This window comes from Streptomyces sp. NPDC048473 (genome assembly GCF_043200155.1).
Lineage (GTDB): Bacteria > Actinomycetota > Actinomycetes > Streptomycetales > Streptomycetaceae > Streptomyces.
The window spans coordinates 171,609-189,605 of sequence record NZ_JBICXE010000001.1 but is presented as its reverse complement, the minus strand read 5'-3'; the positions used below and the strand labels follow the sequence as shown (position 1 = coordinate 189,605).

The following is a 17,997-nucleotide window of genomic DNA, read 5'->3' as shown; positions in this document are numbered from 1 at the left end:
GGAATGATCTCCAAGACCGCACGCGCCGCGCGGTCCGCAGCTGCCGCCCTGGCCGCCACGGGCGTTCTGGCCGGTGCCGCCCTGCTCACCGTCACGGCCCCGCGGGCGACCGCCGCCACCGGCCCCGCAGCCGATCCGGCCGCCCTGACCGCCGCCCGTCGAGCGGCCACCGCCCCCGCGACCCTGGACACCCTGTCCCGGTTCTTCGCCCGCGAAGGCAGGATCACCAGGTCGGCGGCCGCGCCCCGTATCGAAGGCGCCGCCGTCCCCGTACGCACCCTCGATCCGGACTTCGTCGCCGGGAAACCGGGAGCGCCCGTCGCCAGGCTGGACTACCTCGCCACCACGGCCGTCTCCGCGGACGGTCAGAAGGCATCCCTGTGGACCCTTCCGAAGGAAGGGAAGGACGGCGGCTGGCAGGTGGTGAACATCGCCACCGGTGACGACGAGACGCGGTACGCCGCCGCGGGTGCCCACAAGCTCCCCGGCGGGACGGTCTTCCGCGAGCCGCAGACAGACGCCTGGTACGTCCAGAAGGGAGCCGAGGTGCTCCCGCTGGACCAGGACGCCGTCCGCGCGGTCGGCGCCCGCGGCACCACACTCGCCGCCTACCGCGCCCGGGTACGGGAGGCATACGGCGACAAGCTCCCCGGCTCCGGTTACGCCCGCTCAGGCAAGGCGGGCGGCTACACACCGTCCGCCACCGCTTCCGGCCCCCGGGAAGGCGCCGGCACAACCCACTGGGTGGCTGTCGCGAGCACGGCTTCCGGCACCGCCCTGACCGCCACGTCGGCCGCCGCCGGAGCGGGCGCCCTCGCCGTGCTCGCCCTCGGCGGCGTCACGGCACTGCGCAACCGCCGCCACCGGGAAACCCCGTGACCGGCAACGGCACCCGCTGACCCCGTGTTCCGGGGCGCGCTCCCTCTACCCGCGCCCCGGAGCACGGCACCACTGCCGAGCAGGCCGCACTGTCACTGCCCGCAAGTAGGGTGGGACACATGGCAGACCCCTCCAGCTACCGCCCCAAGCCGGGACAGATCCCCGACTCCCCGGGGGTCTACAAATTCCGCGACGAACACCGCCGGGTGATCTACGTCGGAAAGGCCAAGAACCTGCGCCAGCGCCTGGCCAATTACTTCCAGGACCTGGCCACGCTCCACCCGCGTACGCGCACGATGGTCACCACGGCCGCCTCGGTGGAGTGGACCGTCGTCTCCACGGAGGTCGAGGCGCTCCAGCTGGAGTACTCCTGGATCAAGGAGTTCGACCCCCGGTTCAACGTCAAGTACCGCGACGACAAGAGCTATCCGTATCTCGCGGTCACGCTCAACGAGGAATTCCCGCGCGTCCAGGTGATGCGCGGAGCCAAGAAGAAGGGCGTGCGCTACTTCGGTCCGTACGGGCACGCCTGGGCGATCCGCGAGACGGTCGACCTGATGCTCCGGGTCTTTCCGGTGCGTACGTGCTCCGCCGGAGTCTTCAAGAACGCCGCCAGGACCGGCCGCCCGTGCCTCCTCGGCTACATCGGCAAGTGCTCGGCCCCCTGCGTCGGCCGGGTCACTCCCGAGGAGCACCGCGAACTGGCGGGGGATTTCTGCGACTTCATGGCCGGCCGCACCGGCACGTACATCCGCCGCCTGGAGAAGGACATGATGGCGGCGGCCGAAGAGATGGAGTACGAGCGGGCGGCCCGGCTCCGTGACGATGTGGAGGCCCTCAAGCGGGCCATGGAGAAGAGCGCCGTCGTCCTCGCCGACGCGACCGACGCCGACCTGATCGCGGTCGCCGAGGACGAGCTCGAAGCCGCCGTCCAGATCTTCCATGTGCGCGGCGGCCGGGTGCGCGGCCAGCGCGGCTGGGTCACCGACAAGGTCGAGAACGTCGACACCTCGGGCCTGGTCGAGCACGCCCTGCAGCAGCTGTACGGCGAGGAGACGGGCGACTCCGTCCCCAAGGAGGTCCTCGTCCCGGCCCTCCCCGAGGACCCCGACGCGGTCTCCCAGTGGCTCGCCGGCCGCCGGGGCTCCCACGTCAGCCTGCGCATTCCGCAGCGCGGCGACAAGAAGGACCTGATGGCGACGGTCCAGCGCAACGCCCAGCAGGCCTTGGGGCTGCACAAGACCAAGCGCGCCTCCGATCTGACGACCCGCTCCCGCGCCCTGGAGGAGATCGCCGAGGCGCTCGGCCTCGACACGGCTCCGCTGCGCATCGAGTGCTTCGACATCTCGCATCTCCAGGGCGACGACGTGGTCGCCTCCATGGTCGTCTTCGAGGACGGGCTGGCCCGCAAGAGCGAGTACCGCCGCTTCCAGATCAAGGGCTTCGAGGGCCAGGACGACGTCCGGTCGATGCACGAGGTGATCGGCCGCCGCTTCAAGCGGTATCTCCAGGAGAAGGAGCGGACGGGGGAGTGGGAGGAGACGCCCGCGCCGACCGGCCCCGTCCCGGCACCGCAGACCGCCCCGGCAGCCCTGACCGTCCCGGCTGCCCCGGCCCCCGGCATGGATGTCACCCCGGGCGCAGGCACCACCCTCGTCCCGGATGTCACCCCCGGCGTAGGCACCACCCAGGTCCCGGATGCCACCCCCGGCGCAGGCACCACCCTCGTCCCGGAGACCATCCCCGCCCTGGACACCATCCCCGATCCGGACATCGAGCCCCGTGAGGACGACGGCCGTCCCAAACGGTTCGCCTATCCGCCGCAGCTCGTCGTGGTCGACGGCGGCCAGCCGCAGGTCGCCGCCGCCAAGCGCGCCCTCGACGAGCTCGGGATCGACGACATCGCCGTCTGCGGCCTCGCCAAGCGCCTCGAAGAGGTCTGGCTGCCCGATGACGACGACCCCGTCGTCCTGCCCCGCTCCAGCGAGGGCCTGTACCTCCTCCAGCGCGTCCGTGACGAGGCCCACCGCTTCGCGATCACGTATCAGCGCGCCAAGCGGGCCAAGCGCATCCGTTCCAGCCCCCTGGATGCCGTCGCCGGCCTCGGCGAGACCCGGAAGCAGGCGCTGATCAAGCATTTCGGCTCCGTGAAGAAGCTGAAGCAGGCGACAATCGACGAGATCTGCGAGGTTCCGGGGATAGGCCGCAGAACGGCGGAATCAGTGGCCGTCGCCCTGGCCTCGGCCGCCCCGGCCACGCCCGCCGTGAACACGGCGACAGGAGAGATCATTGAAGATGACGACGGGGGCAGCACGACATGACTGAGCACGAACACGAACACGAAGTCGAGCACGACAGCACCGACCGAGCAGACGGAGCAGGACACGTGAGTACGGGCACCACGATCGAGACGGGCGACGGGTCGGCCATCCCCGAGCTGGTGATCATCTCGGGGATGTCGGGCGCCGGGCGCAGCACCGCGGCCAAGTGTCTGGAGGACCTCGGCTGGTTCGTCGTCGACAACCTGCCGCCCGCCCTGATCCCCACCATGGTCGAGCTCGGCGCCCGCTCGCAGGGCAACGTGGCCCGGATCGCCGTCGTCGTCGACGTGCGGGGCCGCCGCTTCTTCGACAACCTCCGCGAGTCCCTCGCCGATCTGGAGGCAAAGCACGTCACCCGGCGCATCGTCTTCCTGGAGTCCTCCGACGACGCCCTGGTCCGCCGCTTCGAGTCGGTCCGCCGCCCGCACCCTCTCCAGGGCGACGGCCGGATCGTCGACGGCATCGCCGCCGAGCGTGACCTGCTGCGCGAGCTGCGCGGCGACGCCGACCTGGTGATCGACACCTCCAGCCTCAATGTGCACGAACTGCGCGCCAAGATGGACGCCCAGTTCGCCGGCGACGAGGAGCCGGAGCTGCGCGCCACGGTGATGTCGTTCGGTTTCAAGTACGGCCTGCCGGTCGACGCCGACCTGGTGGTCGACTGCCGCTTCCTGCCCAACCCGCACTGGGTCCCCGAGCTGCGCCCGTTCACCGGGCTCAACGAAGAGGTCTCCGCCTACGTCTTCGACCAGCCCGGCGCCAAGGAATTCCTCAACCAGTACACGGAGCTGCTCCAGCTCATCGCCGCCGGGTACCGCCGCGAGGGCAAGCGCTATGTGACGATCGCCGTCGGCTGCACGGGCGGCAAGCACCGCTCGGTCGCCATGTCCGAGAAGCTCGCGGCCAGGCTCGCGACCGAAGGCATCGAGACCGTTCTCGTCCACCGGGACATGGGGCGCGAGTGACCAGTCGTAATCTGCGCCTGCGGCGGCTGCGCAGAGCCACCTCCGCGCTCTCCGCCCGCAAGCGCGGCGCGCAGCCCAAGGTCGTCGCCCTCGGCGGCGGCATGGGCCTGTCCGCGTCGCTCGCGGCGCTCCGCCGGATCACCGGCGATCTCACGGCCGTGGTCACCGTCGCCGACGACGGCGGCTCCAGCGGCCGGCTCCGCGAGGAGCTCGGCGTCCTGCCGCCCGGCGACCTGCGCAAGGCGCTCGCCGCCCTGTGCGGTGACGACGACTGGGGCCAGACCTGGGCCCAGGTCATCCAGCACCGCTTCCAGTCCAAGGGCGATCTGCACGAGCACGCGGTCGGCAATCTGCTGATCGTCGCCCTGTGGGAGCAGCTCGGCGACCATGTCCAGGCCCTGGACCTGGTCGGCAAGCTCCTCGGGGCGCACGGCCGGGTGCTGCCCATGTCCGCCGTGCCGCTGGAGCTCCAGGCGCTCGTACGGGGACACGACCCGGACCGCCCGGACGACGTGGACACGGTGCGAGGCCAGGCCACCGTGGCGCTCACGCCGGGCGAGGTGCAGTCCGTCCACGTCGTCCCGCACGACCCGCCGGCCGTTCCCGAGGCGGTCGCCGCCGTCCTGGACGCCGACTGGGTGGTGCTCGGCCCGGGGTCCTGGTTCTCCTCCGTGATCCCGCATCTGCTCGTGCCGGAACTGCTCGACGCGCTCATCGAGACCAAGGCCCGCAAGGTCCTCTCGCTCAACCTCGCACCGCAACCCGGTGAAACTGATGGCTTCTCTCCGCAGCGTCATTTGGAGGTTTTGGGACGACACGCCCCTAAACTCGCCATGGACGTGGTGCTGGCCGACGAAGCCGCCGTGCCCGATCGTGAGTCCCTCGCCGACGCCGCCAAGCGGCTCGGCGCCGCGGTCGAGCTGGCGCCGGTGGCCTCACCCGACGGTGTTCCGATTCATGATCCGGAGCTGTTGGCCGCCGCGTACGACCGTATTTTTCGGATGCATGGAAGGATCGGCCCATGGCGATGACGCCGGCGGTGAAGGACGAAATCTCTCGGCTTCCCGTGACCCGGACCTGCTGCAGGAAGGCAGAAGTTTCGGCGATTCTTCGGTTCGCGGGTGGGCTGCACCTGGTGAGCGGCCGGATTGTGATCGAGGCGGAGCTGGACACCGCAATGGCGGCGCGCCGGCTGAAGCGGGACATTCTCGAGATTTTCGGGCACAGCTCGGAGCTGATCGTGATGGCTCCCGGCGGGCTGCGGCGCGGCTCCCGCTATGTCGTGCGGGTGGTGGCGGGCGGCGATCAGCTGGCCCGCCAGACCGGCCTGGTGGACGGCCGCGGCCGTCCCATCCGCGGCCTGCCCCCGCAGGTGGTCTCGGGGGCCACCTGCGATGCAGAGGCCGCCTGGCGCGGGGCCTTCCTGGCCCATGGCTCGCTCACCGAGCCGGGCCGCTCCTCCTCGCTGGAGGTGACCTGCCCGGGCCCGGAGGCGGCGCTCGCGCTGGTCGGTGCGGCCCGCAGGCTCTCCATCGCGGCGAAGGCCCGCGAGGTGCGCGGCGTGGACCGGGTCGTCGTCCGCGACGGCGACGCGATCGGCGCCCTGCTCACCCGGCTCGGCGCCCATGAGTCGGTGCTGGCCTGGGAGGAGCGGCGGATGCGCCGCGAGGTCCGCGCCACCGCCAACCGGCTCGCCAACTTCGACGACGCCAACCTGCGCCGCTCCGCGCGGGCCGCGGTCGCCGCGGGCGCCCGGGTGGGGCGCGCGCTGGAGATCCTGGGCGAGGAGGTGCCCGAGCACCTCGCGGCGGCCGGACGGCTGCGCATGGAACACAAGCAGGCCTCCCTGGAGGAGCTGGGTGCGCTCGCCGACCCGCCGCTGACCAAGGACGCGGTCGCCGGCCGGATCCGCCGACTGCTGGCGATGGCCGACAAGCGGGCCCAGGACCTGGGGATCCCGGGCACGGAATCCACCCTCAGCGAGGAGCTCGCCGACGGCTTGGTGGGCTGACCCGCGACGGCCATGAAGTCGGCCAAATCCAGAACGCGCGGCATTCCCACGGTTGTTGACGCTCCGTAATCGTCGCTGCATGTACGGCCGAGTATCCGGAGGCCCGTACTCCTACCGAGGAGTACGGGCCTCCGCGGCTCTTCCGGCCCCGCTCGATGTCACTCCGGAGCCATCGGAGAGGTAGGGTCGGAGGCGGTCGGGGACATCCCATACAACTCGCCGGCGTCGAAAACCGGCGTACCTAACGAGGAGATCGGTTCGTGACGATCCGCGTAGGCATCAACGGCTTTGGCCGCATCGGTCGTAACTACTTCCGCGCGCTGCTGGAGCAGGGTGCGGACATCGAGATCGTGGCTGTCAACGACCTGGGTGACACTGCGACCACGGCCCACCTTCTGAAGTACGACACCATTCTGGGTCGTCTGAAGGCCGAGGTCAGCCACACCGCCGACAGCATCACTGTCGACGGCCACACCATCAAGGTGCTCTCCGAGCGCAACCCGGCCGACATCCCCTGGGGTGAGCTGGGCGTCGACATCGTCATCGAGTCGACCGGCATCTTCACCAAGAAGGCCGACGCCGAGAAGCACATCGCTGGTGGCGCCAAGAAGGTCCTCATCTCGGCTCCGGCCAAGAACGAGGACATCACCATCGTGATGGGCGTCAACGAGGAGAAGTACGACGCGGCCAACCACCACGTCATCTCCAACGCCTCCTGCACCACCAACTGTGTCGCCCCGATGGCCAAGGTTCTGGACGAGAACTTCGGCATCGTCAAGGGCCTCATGACGACGGTCCACGCGTACACGAACGACCAGCGCATCCTGGACTTCCCGCACTCCGACCTGCGTCGCGCCCGCGCCGCTGCGGAGAACATCATCCCGACCACGACCGGTGCCGCCAAGGCCACCGCTCTGGTGCTCCCGCAGCTCAAGGGCAAGCTCGACGGCATCGCGATGCGCGTCCCGGTCCCGACCGGTTCGGTCACCGACCTGGTCATCACGCTGGAGCGCGAGGTCACCCGCGACGAGGTCAACGCCGCCTTCCAGAAGGCCGCCGAGGAAGGCCCGCTCAAGGGCAAGCTGTTCTACACCGAGGACCCGATCGTGTCCTCGGACATCGTCTCGGACCCGGCCTCCTGCACCTTCGACTCCCTGCTGACCATGGCAGAGGGCACGCAGGTCAAGGTCATCGGCTGGTACGACAACGAGTGGGGCTACTCCAACCGCCTCGTCGACCTGACCGTCTTCGTCGGCAGCCAGCTCTGACCGTCGAGTCGGCAGGCACCTCGATGTGAGCACGGGGCTCGGACAGCGCAACGCAGCGTTGTTCGAGCCCCGTTGCATGCTCTCTCGTCTCCCAAGGAGTCCAGCAAGATGAAGACGATCGACGAACTTCTCGCCGAAGGGGTCACCGGCAAGCGCGTATTCGTCCGCGCCGACCTCAACGTGCCGCTGAGCGGCACCACCATCACCGACGACGGCCGTATCCGCGCCGTCCAGCCGACCGTGGAGAAGCTCGCCGCGGCCGGGGCGCGGGTCATCGTCGCCTCGCACCTGGGCCGCCCCAAGGGCGCCCCGGACCCCGCCTTCTCCCTGGCGCCCGCCGCGGCCCGTCTCGGTGAGCTCATCGGCGCCGACGTGGCCTTCGCGACCGACACGGTCGGCGAGTCCGCCCGCGCCACGGTCGCCGCGCTCACCGACGGCAAGGTCGCCGTCATCGAGAACCTCCGCTTCAACCCCGGTGAGACGTCGAAGGACGACGCCGAGCGCGGCGCGTTCGCCGATCAGCTCGCCGAGCTCGCGGATGTGTACGTGGGCGACGGCTTCGGAGCCGTACACCGCAAGCACGCCTCGGTCTTCGACCTCCCGGCCCGGCTGCCGCACGCCGCCGGCGACCTGATCGCCACCGAGGTCGGCGTCCTGAAGAAGCTCACCGAGAACGTCGAGCGCCCGTACGCCGTCGTGCTCGGCGGCTCCAAGGTCTCCGACAAGCTCGGCGTCATCGATCACCTGCTGGAGCGCGCCGACCGCATCCTCATCGGCGGCGGCATGGCGTACACCTTCCTCAAGGCCCAGGGCCACGAGGTCGGCAGCTCCCTCCTCCAGGAGGACCAGATCCCGGTGGTGCTGGAGTACCTCAAGCGCGCCGAGGAGAAGGGCGTGGAGTTCGTGCTCCCCGTCGACGTCGTGGTCTCCGAGCAGTTCCCGGACCTCAGGACCAAGGCTCCGACCGAGCACCGCACCGTGCCCGCGGACGCCATCCCGGCCGGTTTCATGGGCCTGGACAACGGCCCCGAGACCAACAAGCTGTACGCCTCGAAGCTCGCCGACGCCGTCACCGTCTTCTGGAACGGTCCGATGGGCGTCTTCGAGCACCCCGACTACGCCGAGGGCACCCGGGCCGTCGCCCAGGCCCTCGTCGACTCCTCGGGCTTCAGTGTCGTCGGCGGTGGCGACTCCGCCGCGGCCGTCCGCATCCTGGGCTTCGACGAGAACGCATTCGGACACATCTCGACCGGTGGCGGCGCCAGCCTCGAATACCTCGAGGGCAAGACGCTTCCCGGCCTCGCCGCACTGGAGGACTGACCTTTCATGACCACTCGCACCCCGCTGATGGCGGGCAACTGGAAGATGAACCTCAACCACCTCGAGGCCATCGCACACGTCCAGAAGCTCGCCTTCGCCCTGGCCGACAAGGACTACGACGCCGTCGAGGTCGCCGTCCTGCCGCCCTTCACCGACCTGCGCTCCGTGCAGACCCTGGTGGACGGCGACAAGCTGAAGATCAAGTACGGCGCCCAGGACATCTCGGCGCACGACTCCGGCGCGTACACCGGTGAGATCTCCGGTCCGATGCTCGCCAAGCTGAAGTGCACCTATGTCACCGTCGGCCACAGCGAGCGCCGCCAGTACCACGGTGAGACCGACGAGATCTGCAACGCCAAGGTGAAGGCCGCCTTCAAGCACGGCCTGACCCCGATCCTCTGCGTCGGCGAGGAGCTGGACGTCCGTGAGGCGGGCAACCACGTCGCGCACACGCTCGCGCAGGTCGACGGCGGTCTCAAGGACCTCCCCGCCGAGCTGGCCGAGTCGATCGTGATCGCGTACGAGCCGGTCTGGGCGATCGGGACCGGCAAGGTCTGCGGCTCCGACGAGGCACAGGAGGTCTGCGGGGCGATCCGCAGCCGCCTCGCCGAGCTGTACTCGCAGGACCTGGCCGACACGGTCCGTATCCAGTACGGCGGCTCGGTGAAGTCCGGGAATGTCGCCGAGATCATGTCGAAGCCCGATGTGGACGGCGCACTGATCGGCGGCGCCGCACTGGACGCCGACGAGTTCGTCAAGATCGTCCGCTTCCGCGACCAGTGAGTATGCGGTAGCGCGGATCCGTCGTACCCTTGCGGGGGCCGAGGAGGGTGTAGCCTCCCGGCCTCCGCTGTTCGCACATGCAGTCCAGAGAATTCCGGAAAGTAGGGACCAGCCGTGATTTTGGCGTTCGAGATCGCCCTGATCGTCTTCAGCCTGCTGCTGATGCTGCTGGTGCTGATGCACAAGGGAAAGGGCGGCGGCCTCTCCGACATGTTCGGTGGCGGCATGCAGTCGTCCGTGGGCGGCTCCTCGGTCGCCGAGCGGAACCTCGACCGGATCACGGTCTTCGTCGGTCTGGCCTGGTTCGCGTGCATTGTTGTGCTTGGTCTGCTGATCAAGCTGGACAGTTGACCCGTCGTACGCGATTCCCGGTGAGGGTGTAACTCCTTTCACTGGACGCGCGTTGGGCCTTACGTAGACTGGGGCATCTTCGAGCACCATCACGCAGGGAGTTACGACCGTGGCAAGTGGCAACGCGATCCGGGGAAGCCGGGTCGGAGCGGGGCCGATGGGGGAGGCCGAGCGGGGCGAGTCCGCGCCGCGCCTCCGCATCTCCTTCTGGTGCTCGAACGGGCACGAGACGCAGCCGAGCTTCGCCAGTGACGCGCAGGTACCGGAGACTTGGGACTGCCCGCGCTGTGGTTTCCCGGCCGGCCAGGACCGGGACAGCCCGCCGGACCCGCCGCGCACCGAACCGTACAAGACACACCTCGCGTACGTACGTGAGCGGCGCAGCGATGCGGACGGCGAGGCCATCCTCGCCGAGGCCCTGGCGAAACTCCGGGGCGAGATCTAGTTGTTGTTCACCGGCCGGACACCCCACGGGGTGTCCGGCCGGACTGCTTTTGCCGTGCCGCAGCTCGCCATTGCCTCGTCAACCCCTCTGATCAATTAAGTTGGAAGGGCAGCGGGGCATCTGCAGGCACGAGAAGAAGTGGGCTGATATCCGGGATGAATACACCAAGCCGAACCAGGCTCAACCAGACGCCCGAGTGGACCGCTCTGGGCAAGCACCGCGAGCAGCTCGGGACGACGCATCTGCGGCAGCTCTTCGCGGACGACCCGGAGCGCGGCACCGGATACACCCTCCGGGTCGGCGATCTGTATGTCGACTACTCCAAGCACCTGGTCACCGACGAGACGCTCCGGCTGCTGCGCGAGCTCGCCGGGGCCACCGGCGTGGCTGAGCTGCGGGACGCGATGTTCCGCGGCGAGAAGATCAACACCACCGAGGACCGCGCCGTCCTGCACACCGCGCTGCGTGCCCCGCGCGATGCGGTGATCGAGGTCGACGGCGAGAACGTGGTGCCCGCCGTGCACGCCGTACTCGACAAGATGGCGGCCTTCTCCGACCGCATCAGGTCGGGAGAGTGGACCGGCCACACCGGCAAGCGCATCAAGAACATCGTCAACATCGGCATCGGCGGCTCCGACCTCGGCCCCGCCATGGCGTACGAGGTGCTGCGCTCCTTCACGGACCGCTCGCTCACCGTCCGCTTCGTGTCGAACGTCGACGGCGCCGACCTTCACGAGGCCGTGCGCGATCTCGACCCGGCCGAGACGCTCTTCATCATCGCGTCGAAGACCTTCACCACGATCGAGACCATCACCAACGCCACCTCCGCCCGCGACTGGCTGCTGACCGGTCTGAGGGCCGGTCAGGACGCGGTCGCCAAGCACTTCGTGGCCCTGTCCACGAACGCCGAGAAGGTCGCGGACTTCGGCATCGACACCGCCAACATGTTCGAGTTCTGGGACTGGGTCGGCGGCCGCTACTCGTTCGACTCCGCCATCGGCCTCTCGCTGATGATCGCCATCGGCCCGGACCGGTTCCGCGAGATGCTCGACGGCTTCCACCTCGTCGACGAACACTTCCGCACCGCCCCCGCCGAGGAGAACGTTCCGCTGCTGCTGGGCCTGTTGGGCGTCTGGTACGGCGCGTTCTTCGACGCGCAGTCGCATGCCGTGCTGCCCTACAGCCACTATCTGTCCAAGTTCACCGCGTACTTGCAGCAGCTGGACATGGAGTCCAACGGCAAGTCCGTGGACCGGGACGGCAATCCGGTCGACTGGCAGACCGGGCCGGTCGTCTGGGGCACCCCCGGCACCAATGGGCAGCATGCCTATTACCAGCTGATCCACCAGGGCACCAAGGTCATCCCGGCTGACTTCATCGGCTTCGCCGAGCCGGTTGCCGACCTGCTGCCCGGTCTGGTCGCCCAGCACGATCTGCTGATGGCCAACTTCTTCGCCCAGACCCAGGCGCTGGCCTTCGGCAAGACGCCGGACGAGGTCCGCGCCGAGGGCGTCGCCGAGGAGCTGGTGCCGCACAAGACCTTCCAGGGCAACCACCCGACGACGACGATCCTGGCCGACAGGCTGACCCCGTCCGTCCTCGGCCAGCTGATCGCGCTGTACGAGCACAAGGTCTTCGTCCAGGGCGCCATCTGGAACATCGACTCCTTCGACCAGTGGGGCGTCGAACTCGGCAAGGTCCTCGCCAAGAAGATCGAGCCGGTGCTGACGGAAGGCAAGGGGGGCGAGCAGCTGGACAGCTCGACCGCCGCGCTCGTCCAGGCGTACCGCGCCCGCAGGGGGCGCTGAGCCGATGACCACGGGGGAGCGGACGGTGCGGCTCAGGCCGCCGAACAACACACTGGACCCGAGGGCCGTCGGCTGGTGGCGAGCCCAGTGGCTGCTGCTGACCGCGGTGCCGGTGGCCGTGCTGGTAGTGCTGGGCGTGCTCATCGGACCCGCCCGGTTCTGGCTGCTGCTGCCCGCCGCGATCCTCGCGGTCCTGGGCGTCGGCTGCGCCGTCCTCTTCCCCCTCTGGTGGTTCCGCACCCATCGCTGGGAGGTCACCGACGAAGCGGTGTACGTCAGAACCGGCGTCTTCCGGCAGGAGTGGCGGATCGCCCCGATGTCCCGGATCCAGACCGTGGACACCGTGCGCGGCCCGCTCGAACAGTTTTACCGGCTTGCCACGGTCACCGTGACCACCGCATCGTCCAAGGGCGCGGTGCGGATCGAGGGACTGGGCCACGAACTGGCGGCCGAGCTGGCCGAGCGGCTGACCCGGATCACCCAGGACACCCCCGGGGACGCCACATGAGCTCCGAGGCGGCCGTTTCCCCTTCCCCGGACGCAGAGGGCCACCGCGGCGTCACCGGCCCCGAGGCGGCCACCGCTGCCGACTGGCGGCGGCTGGACCGGCGTACGGTCCTCGTCAGCGCACTCGTCACGGCCGGGGTGGCGGCCGGCGCGGCCGTGCCCACCACCCTCGGCCTCGCCGGGCGGTTCGGGTTCGGGCATGCGGTCGCCTGGGTGCTGGCCGGCTCGGTCGTGCTGATCGGCTGCGCCGCGGCCGGCGACTACGTACGGTGGCGCCGCACCTGCTACCGCATCGGCGCCGAACGGGTCGAGCTCCACACCGGGCTGCTCCTGGTCAAGAAGCGCTCACTGGCCCGGACACGCATCCGCAGCGTCGACCTCACCGCCCATCTGCTGCAACGGGTCCTCGGCCTGGTCACCGTCCGCATCGGCACCGGCGAGCACTCCGGCAACGAATCCACCCTGGAACTCGACCCGGTCCCCAGGGCCGAGGGCGAACGGCTCCGCCGCGAACTGCTGGAACGTACGGCCACCGGCACGCCGGGCACCCATCGCGAGGGCGAGCTCATCGCCCTCGACCCGCGCTGGATACGCTACGCACCGGTCTCATTCGTCGCCCCCGCGCTCGGCGGTGCGGCGGTCGGCGCGGTGATGCAGGTCAGCGACTGGTTCGGGGCGCAGGGACAGGTGATCGACTGGATCGGCGACCGGTTCCGGGACACCTCACTGCTCGCCATGATCGTGATCCTCGCCGTCGCCGCGACGGCCGCCGGTGTCGTCGGCGCGCTCGGCCTGTGGGTCGAGATGTGGTGGAGCTACCGGCTGGAGCGCGAACCCGGCGGCACCCTGCGCATCCGGCGCGGCCTGCTGACCTCACGGTCCGTCTCCATCGAGGAGCGGCGGCTGCGCGGCGTCGACCTCGTCGAACCGCTCGGCATCCGGCTGTTCGGCGCCGCCCGGGTCGACGCGATCACCACCGGACTGGCCAAGGACGACGAGGAGCAGCACGGCGACCACAACACCCTGCTGCCCGCTGCGCCCCGGTCCGTCGCCGACACGGTGGCCGCCGACGTCCTGCGCGAGACCACGTCCCCGACCGGCGCCCCGCTGACGGGGCACCCCCTCGCGGCCCGCGGCCGCCGGCTGCGCCGGGCGTTCTGGGCCACCGCCGCCCCCGTATTCGTCCTGGCCCTCCTGGGCGTGCTGCTGACACCCGTCCTGCTCTGGATCGCGCTCGCCTGCGCCGTCGTGGGGGTGCCCGTCGCGGCGTTCCTCGCCCGGGACGCGTACCGCGGCCTGGGACACGCCATCAGCGGCGACTATCTGGTGGTCCGGTCGGGCACGGTCCGGCGCTCGACCGCCGCGCTGGAGCGGGCGGGTGTCATCGGCTGGACGGTCGAGCAGACGTACTTCCAGCGGCGGGCCGGGGTGCTGAGCCTCACCGCGACGACGGCCGCCGGAGCGGGCGCGTACACGGCGTACGACGCGGATGCGAGCGAGGGCCTCGACTTCGCATCCGAGGCCGTCCCCGGCCTGCTGGAGCCCTTCCTGGAGCGCAGCCCACGGGCCGGGTGACCGCAGCGGTCAGCCGTGCCTCGTGTCGATGACGCAGAACCTGTTGCCCTCGGTGTCCGCGAGCACCACGAAATCCGGGTCGTCCGGGTACAGATCCCAGTCGACCCGCGCAGCGCCGAGTGCGACCAGCCGGTCCACCTCGGCGTCCTGCTCCTCGGTGTACAGGTCGAGATGGACCCGGGGGACCTCCTGCACCGGCGTGCCGCTGTGCCCCAGGGACAGCCCGACGCCGCGCCCATCGGCCGGGACCAGCACCACCCAGTCGTCCTTCAAGGGCTCGCGCTCCACATATCCGAGCGCCGCCGTCCAGAAGGCCGCCGCGCGCCGTACGTCCGACGCACCCATCACCACAGTTCCGATACGCACCATGGGCCGAGCCTTTCACGCCGCAGGCCCGGCCGCTGCGAAGAGCGAACCGGGCCTGCGTACAACGGTACTGACGACCACTCAGGGAGAGGCCGGCGGATACAGCGCGCGAGGCAGCCGCGAGGCCGCCGCCGCGTCCAGCAGCCACAGGGTGCGGCTGCGTCCGTACGCACCGGCCGCCGGGGCCTGGATCTCCCCGGCGCCCGAGAGCGCGATCTCCGCGGCCTCCGCCTTGTCCTCGCCCGCGGCGAGCAGCCACACCTCGCGCGCCGCCCGGATAGCGGGCAGCGTGAGCGAGACGCGGGTGGGCGGCGGCTTGGGGGCGCCGTGCACACCGACGACGGTGCGCTCGGTCTCCCGTACCGCGGGCAGCTCCGGGAAGAGCGACGCGACATGCGTGTCCGGTCCGACGCCCAGCATCAGCACATCGAACGTCGGCACCGGACCGTGGTCCTCCGGACCGGCCGCCGCGGCCAGTTCACCGGCGTACGCGGCCGCTGCCGCGTCGGCGTCGTTGCCGCAGGGGCCGTCCGAAGCGGGCATCGCGTGCACCCGGGACGGGGTCAGCGGCACCGAGTCCAGCAGGGCCTCGCGGGCCTGCGTGACATTGCGCTCCGGATCGCCCTCCGGCAGGAACCGCTCGTCGCCCCACCACAGGTCGAGCCGCGACCAGTCGATCGCGTCCCTGGCGGGCGCTTCGGCGAGTGCGGCCAGCAGGCCGTTGCCGTTGCGCCCGCCGGTGAGTACCACCGAGGCGTAGCCGCGCGCGGCCTGGGCGTCCACGATCCTCGTGATCAGCCGGGCCGCGGCGGCCTGCGCCATCAGGTCCTTGTCGCGGTGCACGACAAGTTGAGGGGCACTCACTTCGCCGCCGCCTTCTTGGCCGCGGTCTTCTTTGCGGCGGGCGGGGCGGCGGCCGGCTCGGCGGGCTTCGGCTCGGCCGGGCCGCCCAGGTTCTCCACGCCGAACTTCACCGCGGACGCGTAGATGTTGTCAGGGTCGAGACGCCGCAGTTCCTCGGCGAGCAGTTCGGAGGTCTCCCGTCGCTTGAGCGCCACCGCACGGTCCGGCTGCGCCTCCATGGAGAGCGTGGCCAGCGAACCGTCCGCCCGGTCCAGGACGATGACGCCGTTCCTGGTCTCCATCCGTACGGCCGTCAGGCCGGGACCGCCGGACAGGGTGCGCTGCACCGGCACACCGAGCCGGTCCGCGAGCCACATGGCGAGCAGCTCACAGCTCGGGTTCTCGGACTCGCCCTCGACCGTCGCCGAGACGACCTCGACAGGCTTCTGGTCGAGTGCGGCCGCGAGCATCGAGCGCCACGGCGTGATGCGGGTCCAGGACAGATCGGTGTCGCCCGGCGTGTACGACCGGGCGCGCACCGCGAGTTCGGCGCTCGGGTGCTCCGCCGAATACGCGTCCGTGATCCGGCGCTGGGCGAGTGCGCCCAGCGGATCCTTGGCCGGGTCCTCGGGCGCGTTCTCGGGCCACCACACCACGACCGGGGCGTCCGGCAGCAGCAGTGGCAGGACCACCGACTGGGCGTGGTTGGCGAGTTCACCGTGCAGTCGCAGCACGATGGTCTCGCCGGAGCCCGAGTCGGAACCGACCCGCACCTCGGCGTCGAGCCGTGCGTCGCGGCGGCTGCGCGGCGAGCGGCTGACCCGCTTGATCACCGCAATGATGCGCGAGGGGTGCTCCCGCGAGGAGTCGCCGGCCGCCTTCAGAGCGTCGTACGCGTTCTCCTCGTCGGTGACGACCACCAGGGTCAGCACCATGCCGACGGCCGGGGAGCCGGCGGCACGCCGGGCCGACACCAGCGCCTGGTTGATCTTGCTGGACGTGGTTTCCGTGAGATCGATCTTCATGGCCGGCGCCAGCTCCGTCCGTCTCGTGCAAGCATCTCGTCCGCCTCGGCCGGGCCCCAGGTGCCCGCCGGGTACTGCGCGGGCTTGCCGTGCTTGTCCCAGTACTCCTCGATCGGGTCGAGGATGTTCCAGGAGAGTTCGACCTCCTGGTGCCGCGGGAAGAGGTTGGCGTCGCCGAGCAGCACATCGAGGATGAGCCGCTCGTACGCCTCCGGGCTCGACTCCGTGAAGGACTCGCCGTACGCGAAGTCCATCGTGACGTCCCGGACCTCCATCGAGGTGCCGGGCACCTTGGAGCCGAACCGCACGGTCACGCCCTCGTCCGGCTGGACCCGGATGACCAGCGCGTTGCCGCCCAGTTCCTCCGTCGCGCCGGACTCGAAGGGCAGATACGGAGCGCGCTTGAAGACGACCGCGATCTCCGTGACCCGGCGGCCGAGCCGCTTTCCGGTACGGAGATAGAACGGCACGCCCGCCCAGCGGCGGTTGTTGATCGTCAGCTTGATCGCGGCGTAGGTGTCGGTCTTCGACTTGGGGTCGATGCCGTCCTCTTCGAGGTAGCCGGGGACCTCCTCGCCACCCTGCCACGCGTGCGCGTACTGGGCTCGTACCGTGTGCTTGCCCAGGTCCTCCGGCAGCTCCACCGCCGTGAGCACCTTGAGCTTCTCGGCGACCAGGGCCTTCGGGTGGAAGGAGCCGGGCTCCTCCATCGCGGTCAGCGCCAGCAGCTGGAGCAGGTGGTTCTGGATGACGTCACGGGCGGCGCCGATGCCGTCGTAGTAGCCGGCCCGGCCGCCGATGCCGATGTCCTCGGCCATCGTGATCTGGACGTGGTCGACGTACGACCTGTTCCAGATCGGCTCGAACATCGTGTTGGCGAACCGCAGCGCCAGGATGTTCTGGACCGTCTCCTTGCCCAGGTAGTGGTCGATCCGGAAGACCTCGTTGGGCGGGAACACATCGTGCACGAGCTGGTTGAGCTCCTGCGCGCTGGTGAGGTCGTGGCCGAAGGGCTTCTCGATGACGGCACGCCGCCAGGAGCCCTCCTTCTGGTCGGCGAGACCGTGCTTCTTGAGCTGCTGGACGACCTTGGGGAAGAACTTCGGCGGTACGGACAGGTAGAAGGCGAAGTTGCCGCCCGTGCCCTGTTCCTTGTCGAGTTCCTGGATCGTGGCCTTCAGCGTCTCGAAGGCGTCATCGTCGTCGAAGTTGCCCTGGACGAAGCGCATCCCCTGGATGAGCTGCTGCCAGACCTCTTCACGGAACGGCGTACGGGCGTGCTGCTTGACGGCGTCGTGGACCTCCTGTGCGAAGTCCTCGTCGTGCCACTCGCGGCGCGCGAAACCGATGAGGGAGAAGCCCGGCGGCAACAGGCCGCGATTGGCCAGGTCGTAGATGGCGGGCATCAGCTTTTTACGGGACAAATCGCCCGTGACGCCAAAGATGACCAGGCCCGACGGCCCCGCGATACGCGGGAGCCGTCGATCCTGGGCGTCACGAAGCGGGTTGGCTCCGGGAACACCAGACAAG

17 protein-coding genes are annotated in these 17,997 nt (G+C 70.0%); 13 read left to right on the top strand and 4 right to left on the bottom strand.

The annotated features are described in order from the left end of the window. Window positions 1-3 precede the first annotated feature (3 nt). The 13 genes from ACGFU7_RS00925 (at window position 4) to ACGFU7_RS00865 (ending at window position 14,233) form a co-directional block, all read left to right on the top strand. Window positions 4-879: a hypothetical protein gene (locus ACGFU7_RS00925; RefSeq protein WP_393690971.1), complete on the top strand. Its 876-nt coding sequence runs from the start codon at window positions 4-6 to the stop codon at window positions 877-879. Window positions 880-998: 119 nt separating this feature from the next. Further along, entirely contained in the window at window positions 999-3,200 is a 2,202-nt protein-coding gene (gene uvrC, locus ACGFU7_RS00920) for an excinuclease ABC subunit UvrC (RefSeq protein WP_393690969.1), read from the top strand. Further along, window positions 3,197-4,165: an RNase adapter RapZ gene (rapZ, locus tag ACGFU7_RS00915; protein ID WP_393690967.1), complete on the top strand. Its 969-nt coding sequence runs from the start codon at window positions 3,197-3,199 to the stop codon at window positions 4,163-4,165. The genes uvrC and rapZ overlap by 4 nt, the downstream gene beginning before the upstream one ends. Continuing rightward, window positions 4,162-5,196, top strand: a complete 1,035-nt coding sequence (gene yvcK, locus ACGFU7_RS00910) for a uridine diphosphate-N-acetylglucosamine-binding protein YvcK (RefSeq protein WP_393690965.1) — start codon at window positions 4,162-4,164, stop codon at window positions 5,194-5,196. Before rapZ ends, yvcK begins: the two co-directional genes overlap by 4 nt. Continuing rightward, entirely contained in the window at window positions 5,187-6,176 is a 990-nt protein-coding gene (gene whiA / locus ACGFU7_RS00905; RefSeq protein WP_030919772.1) for a DNA-binding protein WhiA, read from the top strand. The genes yvcK and whiA overlap by 10 nt, the downstream gene beginning before the upstream one ends. Before the next feature lie 260 nt (window positions 6,177-6,436). Further along, on the top strand, window positions 6,437-7,444 hold the full coding sequence (gap, locus tag ACGFU7_RS00900) for a type I glyceraldehyde-3-phosphate dehydrogenase (RefSeq protein WP_383971911.1): 1,008 nt from the start codon (window positions 6,437-6,439) through the stop codon (window positions 7,442-7,444). Window positions 7,445-7,552: 108 nt separating this feature from the next. Further along, entirely contained in the window at window positions 7,553-8,764 is a 1,212-nt protein-coding gene (locus tag ACGFU7_RS00895) for a phosphoglycerate kinase (protein ID WP_393690962.1), read from the top strand. A 6-nt stretch (window positions 8,765-8,770) separates the two neighbouring features. Continuing rightward, window positions 8,771-9,547 (top strand): triose-phosphate isomerase, encoded by a 777-nt coding sequence (gene tpiA / locus ACGFU7_RS00890; RefSeq protein ID WP_393690960.1) that lies wholly within the window; start codon window positions 8,771-8,773, stop codon window positions 9,545-9,547. 114 nt (window positions 9,548-9,661) lie between these two features. Further along, window positions 9,662-9,898, top strand: a complete 237-nt coding sequence (secG, locus tag ACGFU7_RS00885) for a preprotein translocase subunit SecG (protein ID WP_329816899.1) — start codon at window positions 9,662-9,664, stop codon at window positions 9,896-9,898. 109 nt (window positions 9,899-10,007) lie between these two features. Continuing rightward, window positions 10,008-10,343, top strand: a complete 336-nt coding sequence (locus ACGFU7_RS00880; RefSeq protein WP_072483070.1) for an RNA polymerase-binding protein RbpA — start codon at window positions 10,008-10,010, stop codon at window positions 10,341-10,343. A gap of 155 nt (window positions 10,344-10,498) precedes the next feature. Then, window positions 10,499-12,151, top strand: a complete 1,653-nt coding sequence (pgi, locus tag ACGFU7_RS00875) for a glucose-6-phosphate isomerase (RefSeq protein WP_393690958.1) — start codon at window positions 10,499-10,501, stop codon at window positions 12,149-12,151. A 4-nt stretch (window positions 12,152-12,155) separates the two neighbouring features. Next, window positions 12,156-12,659: a PH domain-containing protein gene (locus ACGFU7_RS00870; protein WP_393690957.1), complete on the top strand. Its 504-nt coding sequence runs from the start codon at window positions 12,156-12,158 to the stop codon at window positions 12,657-12,659. Beyond that, window positions 12,656-14,233: a PH domain-containing protein gene (locus ACGFU7_RS00865; RefSeq protein ID WP_393690955.1), complete on the top strand. Its 1,578-nt coding sequence runs from the start codon at window positions 12,656-12,658 to the stop codon at window positions 14,231-14,233. The genes ACGFU7_RS00870 and ACGFU7_RS00865 overlap by 4 nt, the downstream gene beginning before the upstream one ends. 9 nt (window positions 14,234-14,242) lie before the next feature. On the opposite strand, the gene ACGFU7_RS00860 is transcribed toward ACGFU7_RS00865, so the two are convergent. The 4 genes from ACGFU7_RS00860 to zwf form a co-directional block, all read right to left on the bottom strand. After that, on the bottom strand, window positions 14,243-14,602 hold the full coding sequence (locus ACGFU7_RS00860) for a VOC family protein (protein WP_393690953.1): 360 nt from the start codon (window positions 14,600-14,602) through the stop codon (window positions 14,243-14,245). A 78-nt stretch (window positions 14,603-14,680) separates the two neighbouring features. Beyond that, window positions 14,681-15,463, bottom strand: a complete 783-nt coding sequence (gene pgl, locus ACGFU7_RS00855; RefSeq protein WP_393690951.1) for a 6-phosphogluconolactonase — start codon at window positions 15,461-15,463, stop codon at window positions 14,681-14,683. Further along, entirely contained in the window at window positions 15,460-16,467 is a 1,008-nt protein-coding gene (opcA, locus tag ACGFU7_RS00850; RefSeq protein WP_393690949.1) for a glucose-6-phosphate dehydrogenase assembly protein OpcA, read from the bottom strand. Before opcA ends, pgl begins: the two co-directional genes overlap by 4 nt. Next, complete coding sequence (gene zwf, locus ACGFU7_RS00845; protein WP_393690947.1) at window positions 16,464-17,996, bottom strand: glucose-6-phosphate dehydrogenase; 1,533 nt, start codon at window positions 17,994-17,996, stop codon at window positions 16,464-16,466. Before zwf ends, opcA begins: the two co-directional genes overlap by 4 nt. Window position 17,997 lies beyond the last annotated feature (1 nt).